Source organism: Serratia rubidaea (assembly GCF_016026735.1).
Taxonomy (GTDB): domain Bacteria; phylum Pseudomonadota; class Gammaproteobacteria; order Enterobacterales; family Enterobacteriaceae; genus Serratia_B; species Serratia_B rubidaea.
On sequence record NZ_CP065640.1, the window covers coordinates 2,978,264 to 2,992,004 of the forward strand.

The 13,741-nt window shown below is 57.6% G+C and carries 12 protein-coding genes; 6 read left to right on the forward strand and 6 right to left on the reverse strand.

Going from position 1 to position 13,741, the window contains the following annotated elements; translation table 11 throughout:
- Positions 1 to 61: 61 nt before the first annotated feature.
- On the forward strand, positions 62 to 946 hold the full coding sequence (locus I6G83_RS14010) for an MBL fold metallo-hydrolase (protein ID WP_054304953.1): 885 nt from the start codon (positions 62 to 64) through the stop codon (positions 944 to 946).
- Between the two features lie 14 nt (positions 947 to 960).
- Positions 961 to 1,953 (forward strand): alpha/beta hydrolase, encoded by a 993-nt coding sequence (locus I6G83_RS14015; protein WP_054304952.1) that lies wholly within the window; start codon positions 961 to 963, stop codon positions 1,951 to 1,953.
- Between the two features lie 10 nt (positions 1,954 to 1,963).
- Here the strand turns inward: I6G83_RS14015 and I6G83_RS14020 are convergent, their stop codons facing one another.
- Positions 1,964 to 2,854 carry a LysR family transcriptional regulator gene (locus I6G83_RS14020; protein WP_054304951.1) on the reverse strand — a complete coding sequence of 297 codons (891 nt, stop codon included), beginning with the start codon at positions 2,852 to 2,854 and terminating at the stop codon, positions 1,964 to 1,966.
- A gap of 111 nt (positions 2,855 to 2,965) precedes the next feature.
- Here I6G83_RS14020 and I6G83_RS14025 point away from each other — a divergent pair, with 111 nt between their 5' ends.
- Positions 2,966 to 4,222 (forward strand): alpha/beta fold hydrolase, encoded by a 1,257-nt coding sequence (locus tag I6G83_RS14025; RefSeq protein WP_054304950.1) that lies wholly within the window; start codon positions 2,966 to 2,968, stop codon positions 4,220 to 4,222.
- A gap of 8 nt (positions 4,223 to 4,230) precedes the next feature.
- On the opposite strand, the gene I6G83_RS14030 is transcribed toward I6G83_RS14025, so the two are convergent.
- Positions 4,231 to 5,118, reverse strand: coding sequence for a LysR family transcriptional regulator (locus I6G83_RS14030; protein WP_054304949.1), 888 nt, complete (start codon positions 5,116 to 5,118; stop codon positions 4,231 to 4,233).
- Between the two features lie 97 nt (positions 5,119 to 5,215).
- On the opposite strand from I6G83_RS14030, the gene I6G83_RS14035 reads away from it, so the two are divergent.
- Positions 5,216 to 6,274, forward strand: coding sequence for an SDR family oxidoreductase (locus I6G83_RS14035; protein WP_054304948.1), 1,059 nt, complete (start codon positions 5,216 to 5,218; stop codon positions 6,272 to 6,274).
- A 201-nt stretch (positions 6,275 to 6,475) separates the two neighbouring features.
- On the opposite strand, the gene I6G83_RS14040 is transcribed toward I6G83_RS14035, so the two are convergent.
- The 3 genes from I6G83_RS14040 to I6G83_RS14050 form a co-directional block, all read right to left on the reverse strand.
- Positions 6,476 to 7,270, reverse strand: a complete 795-nt coding sequence (locus I6G83_RS14040) for a hypothetical protein (protein WP_054304947.1) — start codon at positions 7,268 to 7,270, stop codon at positions 6,476 to 6,478.
- 513 nt (positions 7,271 to 7,783) lie between these two features.
- Positions 7,784 to 8,806 (reverse strand): methionine synthase, encoded by a 1,023-nt coding sequence (locus tag I6G83_RS14045; protein ID WP_054304946.1) that lies wholly within the window; start codon positions 8,804 to 8,806, stop codon positions 7,784 to 7,786.
- Between the two features lie 29 nt (positions 8,807 to 8,835).
- Positions 8,836 to 9,813 (reverse strand): DUF1852 domain-containing protein, encoded by a 978-nt coding sequence (locus tag I6G83_RS14050; protein WP_054304945.1) that lies wholly within the window; start codon positions 9,811 to 9,813, stop codon positions 8,836 to 8,838.
- 296 nt (positions 9,814 to 10,109) lie between these two features.
- Here I6G83_RS14050 and ybiB point away from each other — a divergent pair, with 296 nt between their 5' ends.
- Positions 10,110 to 11,063 carry a DNA-binding protein YbiB gene (gene ybiB, locus I6G83_RS14055; protein WP_054304944.1) on the forward strand — a complete coding sequence of 318 codons (954 nt, stop codon included), beginning with the start codon at positions 10,110 to 10,112 and terminating at the stop codon, positions 11,061 to 11,063.
- Positions 11,064 to 11,125: 62 nt separating this feature from the next.
- On the forward strand, positions 11,126 to 12,979 hold the full coding sequence (locus I6G83_RS14060) for a M3 family metallopeptidase (protein WP_054304943.1): 1,854 nt from the start codon (positions 11,126 to 11,128) through the stop codon (positions 12,977 to 12,979).
- Positions 12,980 to 12,996: 17 nt separating this feature from the next.
- On the opposite strand, the gene I6G83_RS14065 is transcribed toward I6G83_RS14060, so the two are convergent.
- Positions 12,997 to 13,632, reverse strand: coding sequence for a flavin reductase family protein (locus tag I6G83_RS14065; RefSeq protein WP_054304942.1), 636 nt, complete (start codon positions 13,630 to 13,632; stop codon positions 12,997 to 12,999).
- Between the last annotated feature and the right edge of the window lie 109 nt (positions 13,633 to 13,741).

Here is a 13,741-nt window from a genome sequence, read left to right on the forward strand (position 1 = left end):
GCGGGGATAAACCGGCAAGTATAAAGCCTGTTATAGGTTGAACACTAAGGTGAGTAAAGTTATGTCTGCTATTACGACGCACAAAATCGGCCGCGCGCGGATAAGTAAAATCCCGGAGCTGGCGTTGGAAAACGTAGCGGGATCGTTTCTCTATCCGCAATGGCAGGATGATATCGCGCAAGATGCGGCCAAGGCATTGCCGGCATACTGTTTTTCCGGCGAGTTTTCTTCTCTGGCCCAAAGCACCCACAGCTGGTTGCTGCAGGTCGACGGTCTTACCCTGCTGATTGATACGGCGTCCGGCAACGGGAAATCGCGGCCGCGCAACCCGCTGTTCCACCAGTTGGACGTGCCGTATCTCGCCCGGCTGCGTGAAGCGGGCGTCGAGCCGGAGCAGGTGGATTATGTCTTCAATACCCATCTGCACGTCGATCACGTTGGCTGGAATACGGTGCTGAGCGGGGGACGCTGGGTGCCTACCTTTCCGAACGCCCGCTATATCTTTTCGCAGAAAGAGTTTGTTTATTACGCCGATCCTGACAACGTACGTCAGCCGAGCGAGTTCGTCCATGAAGACAGCGTAGCTCCGATTGTTGCCGCCGGTATGGGGACGCTGATAAACGGCGATGACGATTTTCCACTGGCGGGTTTTCAGCTCCATTCAACACCGGGACATAGTTACGATCACCTGTCGCTGAGTTTTACCTCGGAAGGAGAAACGGCCTTTTTCTGGGGCGACGTTATGCATCATCCGCTACAAATAGCGCTCCCGCAGTGGAATTCGGTTTTTTGTGAATTTCCCGAACAGTCCCTGCATTCGCGCCGCAAGGCGCTGGAGTTCGCCGTTGCGACGCGGGCAACCGTCTTCACGGCCCATTTCCCCGGCGCTTCAGCGGGCAGGATCGAAACGAATGCCGAAGGCCAATTACAGTGGTTATCGTTATAAGGTGAGGCGCAATCATGTCTAAGCAGGAAATTTTCAGCGAACGCTTTTTGATCCCTTCTGATACTGCCGGTATCGCTCTGAACGTTATCAGAAAATGTCCGGATAAAAACCGGAGCTATGATGAGTCAAACACCTTATTAATGGTGCACGGCGCGACATATTCGTCCGGCAGTCTTTATGATACGCCGGTTGCGGGAAAGTCCTTTATGGATCATCTGGCTGACGCCGGATTCGATGTGTACGCCGTCGATGTGCGGGGCTATGGCGGCTCAACCCGTCCGCAGGCGATGGCAGAGCCGGCACTGCCGGGTTTACCGCTGGGGCGTACCGAGACGGCGCTGCGTGATTTCACCTATGCCGCGGACTTTCTGTTGCGCACCAGGCAACTGAAACGGCTTAATATTTTTGGCATGTCCTGGGGAGGCACCATTGCTGCAACCTATACGGCGAAAAATAATGAAAAAGTGCGCAGTCTTGGCCTGCTCGCGCCGCAGTGGCTCAGCAATAAACCGGTGCCCATTGATAGCGGGGAAGCGTTGGGCGCCTGGCGCATCGTTAATATGCATGCGGCGCAGCGGCACTGGCTTAGCGGGGCGCCTGCCGACAAACGTGACGGCCTGATCCCTGAAGGCGCTTTTGACGCATGGGTCGCGCATACCCTGGCTGCGGAACCGGACGCCGAATTACGTGCGGATACCTCATTTAAATCAGGTAATGGCCCGATTCAGGATATCCGGGAATATTGGACGGCCGATAAGCCTTACTACCGGCCGGAGGATATACGGGTTCCCGTCATTCTGATGCACGGCGAATGGGATATTGATGTTCCCATTGATTTGATGCAGGCGTGGTTCCTGCGTGCAACGGGTTCACCAGAAAAACGCTGGTTGGAAATTGGTGAAGCGACACACATGCTGGTATTGGAAAAAAATCGGTTAGCGGCAATCCACGCCCTGACGGATTTTATGTCGGCATCACGTTCATCTACAGCAGACGCGGATAGGTGAGCCGGCCGGCTTATGCCAGATGCGCCTCGGCGATAATCTCCATTAAAAAGTCGGCGACGACCCTGATCCGCGACGGGGCGACCAGGTCGGTATGACTGACCAGCCACAGTTCCTCGGCAAACACCTGTTGCGTGGGGATGACCTCCACCAGATCGTGGTTCTGCGCGGCAATAAAGCAGGGCAATACCGCCAGTCCCAGGCCCGCTTTTACGGCGCCGATCTGGGTGACCAGGCTGGTTAAGGCTAATGCCGACGTCCGATCGGGGAAGCGTTCATTAAGCCATCTGGCGGCGGGAAGGTGGCTGAATGACCTGTCCCAGGTGATAAAGCTGCGGCCTGCCGCTGGGTTATCGGCGGGCGCAGGATGCGCGCGCAGATAGGCCTCGGCGCCGTACACCGCAGAGGCGATAACGCCGGCCCTGCGTATTTTTAAGCTGTTCTGCTCGGGACGAACCAGCCGCAGTGCGATATCGGCATCATTGCGCACCACCGATACGGTATTGACCCCGGTGATCAGTTCCAGCGTGATGCCGGGATAGCGGGCCTGAAAGCGCGGCAGCGCCGGAATAATCAGGTGGTTTGCCAGCGTCACCGCCGTCGCCAGGCGTACGGTTCCGGCCGGCGTCAGATCCCGGCCGGAGATTTTTTTCTCCAGCGTTATGACCTTGCCTTCCACCTCTTCGGCATATCGGAGCACCTCCTGCCCGGCATCGGTAAGAAAGTAGCCGGTCTGATGATGGAGGAACAGGCAGGTCTGTAAGCTGCTTTCAAGCGCGCTAATCCTGCGTGACACCGTCGACTGGCTGACGTTCAGCTTAGCGGCCGTTTTGGTGAGGCTGTTGGTGCGCGCGACGGCTAAAAAGAAGCGTAAGTCGTTCCAGTCCATATTTATTCCACGCATGCAATTTTCTATTTTTGGAAAATAATTGGCTGATTTTATCTGTAGTTTTCAAAATATGGAAAAAATAAACTTTCATCGTGGTATTCATGCTTTTTCACGAGGAACAATCAGATGGAAACAACCCATAGCCATGACGCACAGGCGCTGAGCGCAAAAAAGACCGTAGAGGCCTATCTGGCGGCCTTTGCCGCAGGCAAGGTGGAGGATATGGTCAGCCTGCTTGATGACGATGTCGTGTGGCATATTGACGGCGTGCCGGAGGTATCCACCGTCGGGTTGTTGCAGGGGCCGGAGCAGGTCAGGCGCTGGCTGCACGCTTTTCCGCAGCACTTCAGGTCGCTGGATTTCGCCATCAGTGACATGATTGCCCATCATGACAGCGTGCTGGTGCTGGGTCGCTTTCGTCATATCGTACTGAGTACGGGAAATGCGGTGGGCAGCGATATGATCATTCATTTTAAGGTATCGGCGTCGAAAATCACCCGTTATCAAATGTTTGAAGATTCTGCGCTGCTTGGCAGGGCGTTTGACGCTGACGATGAATGGCAGCTTCAGCAGGTGAGAATTAACGGCACGCTGTATCGTTACCGCGATATCGGCGAAGGGCCGACGCTGCTGTTTGCCCACGGGCTGTTCGCCAACCATGAAATTTTCTCTGCACAGGTTGCGGCCCTGAGTCAGTCGTACCGCTGTATTGTTTTGGATATGCCGGGACACGGCCAGAGCGAGTACCATCCCGCCGGCTGGACGCTTGACGACCTGAGCAGCGATTTGGCGTTAATGATTCAGGAGCTGTCGCTGGGCAAAGTGACCGTGGTTGGCCAGAGTCAGGGCGGCATGGTCGCCATCAGACTCGCCGCACGCTATCCGCAGCGGGTGTCCGGTTTGGTGCTGATCGGCACCAGCGCCAGAGCGGAATACCCGGAACGTCTGCCAAACTGGCGCAGGCAGCGCGGCATTCTGCTCAGCGGTTCAGACGCTGAGCGTGGCGATTTATTTAAATGCCTTCAGGGTTATATCAACAGCGAACGGTGGCTGCAGAATCATCAGGCAGAGGCCGCCCGGGAGCGCCGCATCATGCTGTCGCACGATCGCGCAGGGTTAGCGCTTGCATTGGATGCCGCGGTGTTTGAACGCGGGGATATCACCGCGCTACTGCCAGATATCACGGCGCCGACATTGATTATCTGTGGTGAACAGGACACGGCCACCCCCGTTGCACTGAGTCAGGAGATGGCGGGCCTGATCCCTGCAGCTCGCCTGCTGATCCTGGCCGGCGTGGGTCATCATCCGCCGACCGAAGCGGCGCAGGCGGTAACGGCGGCGATTGCAGAATTCCTGGCAGTGAAACGCGCTGATTCTGACTGATCTTCCCTTCAGCCATTCCCCGTTATTTCAGGCAGCAATTGCTCGATCGCGCGGATGAGGCTTCTGACCCGCTGCGGGATAAAGCGCGCGTCGGGATAGACGGCATAGAGGAAGCGGTCAGGCAACCGGTAGTCCGGCAATACGCTGACCAGCTCGCCAGACTGCAGCGCCCTGGCCGCCAGCGGCAGCTGCATGCCGCCGATGCCGACGCCGGACTTTATCGCCTGCAGCAGCGCTTCGCTGGTGTTGGCCCGGAACACGGTATTCACTTTCACATCGACAGTTTCACCAGCGCTGACCAGGCGCAGCGGGGCATCCGGCGCGATGCCGCTGAACCGCACGTGCGGATGCGCCGCCAGCTCGCTCAGAGTATGCACCGCGGCAAAACCGGGGGCGGCAAACAGCGCCGTTTCAATACGCGCCAGCATGCGCGCCGCGTGGGGTTCCGGCGGCTCGGTGCCCAGCCGCAGCGCGACGTCCACGCCTTCACTGACCAGATCGGCAATACGGTCATCCAGCGACAGCGTCAGGTGCAATCCCGCATGCATGTTCTGCAGCGCCAGCAGATGCGGTAAAAAAAGCGTCCCCAGACCGCTCGGCAACTGCAGATGCACGCTGCCTTGCCATTGATGATCGGCCGGGTTCAGACGGCTTTCCGCTTCGCGCATGGCGTCCAGCACCAGCGTCATATCGCGTCGGTAACGCTCGCCCTGTTCGGTGAGCGCCATCACGCGGGTGGTGCGGCGCAGCAATACCACGCCGAGCTCCGCCTCAAGGGCGGCAATCTGCTGGCTGACCGCCGACTGTTTCATGCCGAGCTGGCGGGCCGCGGCGGAAAAAGAGCCCGCGTCTGCGACACGTAAAAAGGTAGCAATGGCGTTGAGCTTATTATTCATTTAATGATTCTGCTTATAAGTGCCATCAGTTTCATGGGCTATGTGTGGAAAAAATAATATATCACACTGGATCCGTCACCTTTCCCGGAGAAATACCATGAACAAGATGCAGCAACAGAAGGTCGCGCTGGTCGCCGGCGCCGGCGGTGTGGTCGGTAGCCAACTGGTCAGTACGCTTTTGCAGAGCGGATGGGAAGTCATTGGCCTGAGCCGTCATGCTTCCTCCCATCCAGCCGGCATTCCGCTGGTTAACGTCGATTTGCTGGATGCGCAGCACAGCGCGCAGGCGTTGCAGCCGCTTGGTAACGTCAGCCATATCTTTTACAGCGCCTGGGTGAACGCCGCGAACTGGACAGAGATGGTGGAGCCGAACGTCACCATGCTGCGCAACCTGGTGACGAATATGGAGAATATCGCACCGCTGCAGACCGTCAGCCTGATGCAGGGCTACAAGGTATATGGCGCGCATCTCGGGCCATTCAAAACCCCGGCGCGTGAAAGCGACCCGGGCGTGCCCGGCGCAGAGTTCAACGCCGCCCAGCTCGCCTGGCTCAGCCAGTTTCAGCGCGGGAAAGCGTGGCATTGGAATGCCATCAGGCCGGGCGTGGTGGGGAGCACGCTGCCCGGCAACACGATGAATCTGGTGCTGAGCATCGCGCTGTATGCGTCGCTGTGTAAGGCGCAGGGCTTACCGCTGCGCTTTCCCGCTTCAGAGCACACCTGGCACAGCATCGTTGATCATACCGACGCCGTGCTGTTGGCGGAAGCCACGCAGTGGGCGGCTACTTCGCCGATGGCGGAGAATCAGGCGTTTAACGTCAATAACGGCGACGTCTGGCGCTGGAGCGAACTGTGGCCGCGCATCGCGCAGTGGTTTGAGCTGGAGTGCGCGCCGCCGGTCAGGCTGTCATTTAGCCAGCTGTTTCAGGACTACCGTGCGGCGTGGCGTGAACTTGCCGCAGGACAGCAACTGGCGCAGGCGGATATTTTACGGCTGAGCGACGGGAGTTTTGCCGATTTTGTCTTTGGCTGGGATTACGACATGTTTGGCGATGGCAGCAAGCTGCGCCGGGCAGGCTTCACCCGCATGCAGGCAACCGACGAGATGTTCTTCAGCCTGTTCGCGCAGCTGCGGGCGGCGCGCATTATCCCCTGATAAAGCGTTACAGCAGAAATTGAGCAATATGTAGGCGGTACTGAATCGCCACGGTGAGCCTGCTTTGGGGCATTGTGGTTTATCAATAATGAGGGGCGCTCAATCGCTGCTGATTGAGCGCCCGATCATCAAACCCCATGGCGGCGAGCGGCATGCTTTCCCGTCATGTATTTCTGCCTATCGCAAAAGCGGCAGCGATCGTTATATTTCATTCGGTTTCTCTTGCGGGGATTCCTCTCGGCCATGCAGCGGCCTCGTCATCAAGCTACGATTTATTTTACTCAGCATCTGGTGGAAGATGTTAACCAGTATATCTTTCACGGAAAGGCTTACAATGATGGCCAGTCCATCGCCGTTTACATAGCCGGGGTTTGTCTCTATAAAAAATTGAGCGTCGCTACTTATCCCACCTTGCGGTTTTTTTTCAACGCGGGTTGGCCCTAGTCCATCGTTATGAATGAATACGCCATTTTCTCTTTTTATCTCCAGATCAAACTTATTGAGCAATGTCTCGCATAGATCCTTCATCGGAGTATTTTGCTGTGCATTTTCCTTGGTCGGCCATACTTTATTTCTGTTGCAACCTTTCTTGAGCATTGAACAATAGCTGGAGGGATGGACGCATAGCTCAAAGAAGAGGGATTTTCTTGGGGTGAGTAACATTTCTGAAATCACAAATTTTAAATAGGTTAATTTAACGATATTTTTATTTCTATAGTCTTTCAATAACCCAACCTGACTGCGGAAAATGTTTGACTTTTTGTTATTTATTTCTGTTTCGTATCTCTGCATGCACATAAAGCCAACGGGGATGTTATCATCATAATAAATGGCAATTTTGCTGATGGCCGCACCGGGGTGAATATACGCCGAGATGATGTCATCTGACGTGATATTATTGGGAGGAAGGAATATTTTTTCGTGCAGATCGCTGAGTAAGTTGACCACATGTTTGCCATAAACTTCATTTTTTTCGAAAATCTTTACGTGTAGCATGCAACCCCCATCTTAATATTTAAATAGTACATCAATTAAACGCAATCTTCTTAATGGTGCTAATAATGTCATCAACTTGATTATTATTATTTTCTGATTGTCCCGTTCTTGTTTGCCCTAATCCGCATAGAAAAGGCCTTCAATAAGGGAAGGTATATCACACAAATGTTAAGATTATTTTAACTATAGTAAAGCATCGCCGGTATGGCTAGTTTTGACCTGACTGACGCCATACGCTGGCGGCTGGCATGGTGTCTAGGTCATCGCCGGGGGATGGCGATCGGCGATTGCGTTGAACACGCGATACATCAGGTCGCGAACCGGGGAAATTGGCAGGGGAATGGACGTTAAATGGTCAAGTGCTTCTTATGATTATCGTTGCAATTGTTATCAGTTCCTCCCTTTTGTTCTCGGGGGGGAATGACGTGCCGGCTGCCGGCACCCTAAAACAGAAAAATCAGGCGATCGCTGTCGATCGCCTGATATGGGGTGCGCCTGTAAACGCGTGCCGGCTTACAGCTCGCGGCGGATGATTTCCGCGCCGGCGCTTAACGCACGCAGCTTGCCGCTGGCGACCTGGCGGGCCAGAGGCGCCATGCCGCAGTTGGTCGACGGGTAGAGTTTGTCGGCATCGACAAACTGCAGCGCTTTACGCAAGGTGTCGGCCACTTCTTCGGGCGTTTCGATAACGTTGGTTGCCACGTCAATGGCGCCGACCATCACTTTTTTACCGCGGATCAGTTCCAGCAGATCCATAGGAACGCGTGAGTTATGGCATTCCAGCGAGATGATATCGATATTGGATTTCTGCAGCTTGGGAAACGCCTCTTCATATTGGCGCCACTCGGAGCCCAGCGTCTTTTTCCAGTCGGTATTGGCTTTGATGCCGTATCCGTAGCAGATATGCACCGCCGTTTCACACTTCAGGCCTTCGGTGGCCCTTTCCAGCGCGGCGATGCCCCAGTCGTTCACCTCATCAAAGAACACGTTAAAGGCCGGCTCATCAAACTGGATAATGTCGACGCCTGCCGCCTCCAGCTCTTTGGCTTCCTGATTGAGGATCTTGGCGAACTCCCAGGCCAGCTTTTCACGGCTTTTATAGTGGTTGTCATACAGCGTGTCGATCATGGTCATCGGGCCGGGCAGGGCCCATTTAATCGGCTGTGTGGTGAGCTGGCGTAAAAATTTGGCGTCATCCACAAAAACGGGCTTTTGACGTTCCACGGCGCCCACCACGGTCGGCACGCTGGCGTCATAGCGGTTACGGATTTTAACCACCTGACGCTGTTCAAAATCCACCCCGTTCAGATGTTCAATAAAGGTGGTCACAAAGTGCTGACGCGTCTGTTCGCCGTCGCTGACGATATCAATACCGGCCCGCAGCTGGTCTTCCAGGGACAGGCGCAGCGCATCCTGTTTGCCTTCAATCAACTCTTCATTCTGCAGCTTCCAAGGGGACCACAGCGTCTCCGGCTGCGCCAGCCAGGAAGGTTTAGGCAGGCTGCCGGCGGTGGAAGTAGGGAGCAATGTTTTCATAATCAGATAGCCTTTATATTTTCAGTTAATCAAAGCGCGTAGTTAGCAGACCATTGCTCAAGAATATTCTGGTATGGTTTGATAAAGTGCTCTTCGGTAAATTTTCCCTGCTCGATAGCCAGTCGGCTGCGCTCTTCCCGGTCATAGACAATTTTGGTCAGCGAATGATCCTGATTATTCAGGCTCGGCTGATAGCACAGCCCGGCCGCTGAGTTGGCATTGTAAATCTCGGGGCGGTAAATCTTTTGGAACGTCTCCATCGTGCTGATGGTGCCGATCAACTCCAGATCGGTGTAATCACTCAGCAAATCGCCGGAGAAGTAGAAGGCCAACGGCGCCACGCTGTTTGGCGGCATAAAATAGCGCACCTGCAGGCCCATTTTGTTGAAATATTGGTCGGTCAGCGAAGAGCGATCCTGTCGGTACTCGATGCCCAATATCGGGTGCTGATTGCCCGTCCGGTGATAGGTGTCTTTGTTTGAGATACTTAAACAGATCACCGGCGATTTTTTAAAGTTTTCCTGATATTCGCGTGAGTTGACGAAGTATTTGAAGATGTTCCCGTGCAGCGCGCCGAAATTCTCCGGAATGTTGAAGTCAGCCTTGTTTTTGTTGTGATCCAGCAGCAGCACGCTGAAGTCATAATCGCGCACGTAGGACGAGAAATTATTGCCGACAATGCCTGCAATACGCTGGCTGGTTTGCTTGTCGACGATATGGGTTTGCAATATTTCAATCACCGGGAAGGGCGCACTGCTCCCCTCTACGTGCATCTCAACGGAGATAATGTCCAGCTCGATAGCATAGCGGTCGCTTTTCGGGTTATCCCAATAGGCCAGATTATTGCAACGGTTGTTCATCATGGTGAGCGTATTGCGCAGGTTTTCCTGACGATTTTTCCCTCTGGCCAGATTGGCGAAGTTGGTGGTAATACGCGTGCTTTCGGCAGGGTTGTAGTTTTCATCAAACTGGCTGCGCTTAATCGTAAAGGTAAACTGTTGCTTCATGGTGATCTGGCATCCCGGGTTCTGACGTGAGGGCTGAAGGTGTTGCCTGCGGTGCCAGGGAGCGCTGGTTTCCCGCTTATCAGCCGTCATGTTGTCAATTCGTTAATATTGAGTAATTTATGCCAGAGCCCCGGGATGAGTGAAAGCGAGTTAATTTCATAACAACATGAGTCATCTTCATGTTCCGGCGCACGTTGGCAGCCGGCATTTTCTTACCGCGCGCGCAGCGCATGGAGGAGGTTGAGCGCCACGGCAGATAGCGTATGCTAATTAGCATCGCATTGAAGGAAAGCCTTATGGATTACAGCAAAATTATCAAAGAAATAGGGCGCGGCAAGCTGCACGCGCGCAGTCTGGACCGGGAAACGGCGCGTCAGCTGTACCAGGCGATGCTGGCCGGTGAGGTGCCGGAGCTGGAGCTGGGCGGCGTGCTGATCGCTTTGCGCATCAAGGGCGAAGCGGAAGAAGAGATGATCGGTTTCTACCAGGCGATGCAGCAGCAGGTGGCGCAGCTGCAGCCGCCGGCGGGGCGGCCGATGCCGGTGGTGCTGCCGAGTTACAACGGCGCGCGTAAGCAGGCCAACCTGACGCCGCTGCTGGCGCTGCTGCTGGCGCGGGTCGGGCTGCCGGTGGTGGTGCATGGCGTGGTGGACGACGCCACCCGCGTCACCAGCGGGGAAATCTTCCGGGCGCTGGGGATTGAAGAAGCCGCAGATGCGGCCGCGGCGCAGCGACGGCTCGACGGCGGTGAAGCGGTGTATATGCCGGTCACCGCGCTGTCGCCGGCGCTGGAGCGTCAGCTCGGCCTGCGCTGGCGCATGGGGGTGCGCAACAGCGCCCATACGCTGGCCAAGCTGGCGACGCCGTTCGGCGAGCATGATGTGCTGCGTCTGGCCAGCGTCTCCCACCCGGAATACGTGGACCGCGTCGGGTCGTTTTTCCGCCAGATCGGCGCGCGTGGTCTGCTGATGCACGGCACCGAAGGCGAAGCCTACGCCAACCCGCAGCGTTGCCCGCAGATTCACTTTATCGCCGACGGCGAACAGCGCGTGCTGCTGGAACGTCCGGCGCTGAATGAAACGCCGGACTTACCGGCGGCGAAAGACGCCGAGACCACCGCACGCTGGATTGAGCGCTGCCTGGCTGGCGAGGTGGCGATCCCGCAGGCACTGGCGCTGCAGGTGGCCTGCTGTCTGGTGGCCACCGGTCAGGCGGCAACGCTGGAACAGGGGCTGGCGCGGCTGGCGTAAGGGCCATTTTACTTTTCACCTCCGGGGCGGATTGGCGCCGCTCCGCTACAGGAAGGACGGCTATGCAACAGGCTCTCGATTACTTTAATCAGTTAAATCAGGACTATCTGCGGGTGCACCAGACCAAGGAAGAGCTGTTCTGGCAGCAGTATATGGGCACCGGCGCGGACGACGTGTCGGCGCGCTTTACCGCGGCGGAAAGCGCCTATAAGCGGTTTATCGGCGAGCCGCGCCGTCTGGCGGAGATCCGTCAGCTGCTGGCGCAGCTGGAAAACCAGACGCCGAGTGAGGCGCTGCGCGCGCTGCAGCACGGCCTGAACGGCTGGCTGCGCTTTTTTGACTGCAACGCGGTGGAAGATCCCGCTGCGCAGCAGCTGCTGGATCAGATCATCGCCGCCGAGTCCGATCTGTTCGATCGCCGCAAAGCTTATCCGGTCACCCACCTCAACGCGCAGGGCGAGCGGGTGGCGGCGTCGCTGGGCGAGCTGCTGACCAATCAGGCGACCAACGAAAATGAAGCGTACCGGCGCAGTTCGCAAGACGCGCTGCGCGATCTGGAGCAGTGGCTGCTGCACAACGGCCTGCCGGAATTGATTGGTCTGCGCAACCGCTTTGCACGCCAGATGGGCTACCGCAACTACTTCGATTACAAGGTGAATAAAACCGAGCGTATGACGCCGGAACAGTTGTTCGCCATCCTCGATCGCTTCGAGCAGCAGACCCGCGAGGCCAACGCAAACAGCCTGCGGCAGCTGGCGGAGCGGCAGGGCGAGCAGGCGCTGCAGCCGTGGAATATCCGCTATGCCAGCGCCGGCGACGTCACGCGCCAGCTCGACCCGTACTTCCCGTTCTCGCAGTCGCTGGAGCGCTGGGTCAACAGCTTCAAGCGGCTGCATATCAGCTTCCGCGGCGCAGCGTTAAATCTGGATCTGCTGGTGCGGCCGGGCAAATATGAAAACGGCTTTATGCACGGCCCGGTGCCGCCGTTTGTGCAGCAGGGGCAGTGGCTGCCGGCGCAGATTAACTTCACCAGCCTGGCGCAGCCGGGGCAGGTGGGCAGCGGCGCCTCCGGCCTGAACACCCTGTTCCACGAGGGCGGCCACGCGGCGCACTTTGCCAATATCGCCCAGAACGCGCCGTGCTTTTCGCAGGAGTTCCCGCCCACCTCGATGGCCTATGCGGAAACCCAGTCAATGTTCTGCGACAGCCTGCTGGACGACGCCGACTGGCTGAAGCGCTATGCCAAAAACGCCGCCGGCGAGGCGGTGCCGGACGCGTTGATCAAGGCCGGCATCGATGCGCGTCAGCCGATGCGCGCCTTTAACGAGCGCCATATTCTGCTGGTGCCGTACTTTGAGTGGGCGCTGTATCAGTGGGATGACGAGCAGCGTACGCCGCAGGCGATAACGCAGCTGGCGCGCGACGTTGAGCAGCGGATCCTCGGCGTCAGCGGCAGCCCGCGACCGACGCTGGCGATCCCGCACCTGCTGTCGCTGGAGTCCGCCTGTTCGTATCAGGGTTATCTGCTGGCGCTGATGGCGGTGGAGCAGACGCGGCACTTCTTCCTGCAGCGCGACGGCTACCTGACCGATAACCCGGCTATCGGCCCCGATCTGGCGCATCACTACTGGCTGCCGGGCAACGGCGTCAGCCACGACGACACCCTGCGCAGCCTGACCGGCGAAGGCTTTAACTCGGACTATCTGGCGGCGGCCTGCAACCAGACGGTGGAGCAGGCCTGGCAGACGGCGCAGCAGAGCATGGCGGCCGCGGCGGCGCGCCCGCAGCCGGCGGCGGATTTTAACCTGGAGGCGCATATCCGCGTGGTGGACGGCGATCGCGTGCTGGCGGACAACGCCGACGGCGATGCGCAGATGTGCCGCGACTTTGCCGCGGCGATAGAGGCGCGGCAGTAAGCGGCGCGGCGGGCGCGCTACTTCAGCGCGTCCGGCCGCACCAGATCAAAACGGTGGCTGTCAGAGATGGCGTAGTACGCCGTCGGCCCGCCGGCGCGCAGGATCGGCTGTGCGGCGGCGGTCTGATAGACGCCGTGCTCATCCAGCAGCGAGCGCTCGATATGCACCGCCACCACTTCCCCCAGCACCAGCCAGGTATCGACCTTGTCGCCGGCCGCGCTCTGCAGCTGGATGCACTGGCTCAGCCGGCACTCAAAGTGCACCGGACTTTCCGCCACCCGTTCGGCCCTGACCTTGCGGCCGGCCAGCGGTGTCAGACCGGCGAAGGCGAACTCATCCTCGTGGCGCGGCAGCGACGCCGAGCTGTTGTTCATCGCCTCGGCCAGCGGACGGGTCGCCAGGTTCCAGACGAATTCGCCGGTTTCGACAATATTGGCCACGCTGTCTTTCCAGCCGGAGCTGGCGAAGCCGATGATCGGCGGCCGGTAGTTAAAACAGTTAAAGAAGCTGTAGGGCGCCAGGTTGCGCTGCCCGTCGGCGCTGACGGAGGAGATCCAGCCGATCGGGCGCGGCCCGACAATCGCGTTCAGCGGATCGTGCGGCAGGCCGTGGCCGGCGGCGGGTTCATAGTAATAACGTGATTCACTGCTCATACTGTCGGTGTTCTCCCGGGCTGAGTGGCGGCTAAAACCCCTTTATTCTGGCGCGTTTCCCGCCGGCTGCAAGTTTGCCCGGCGAATATGCTATCTTATGCCGCAGTTC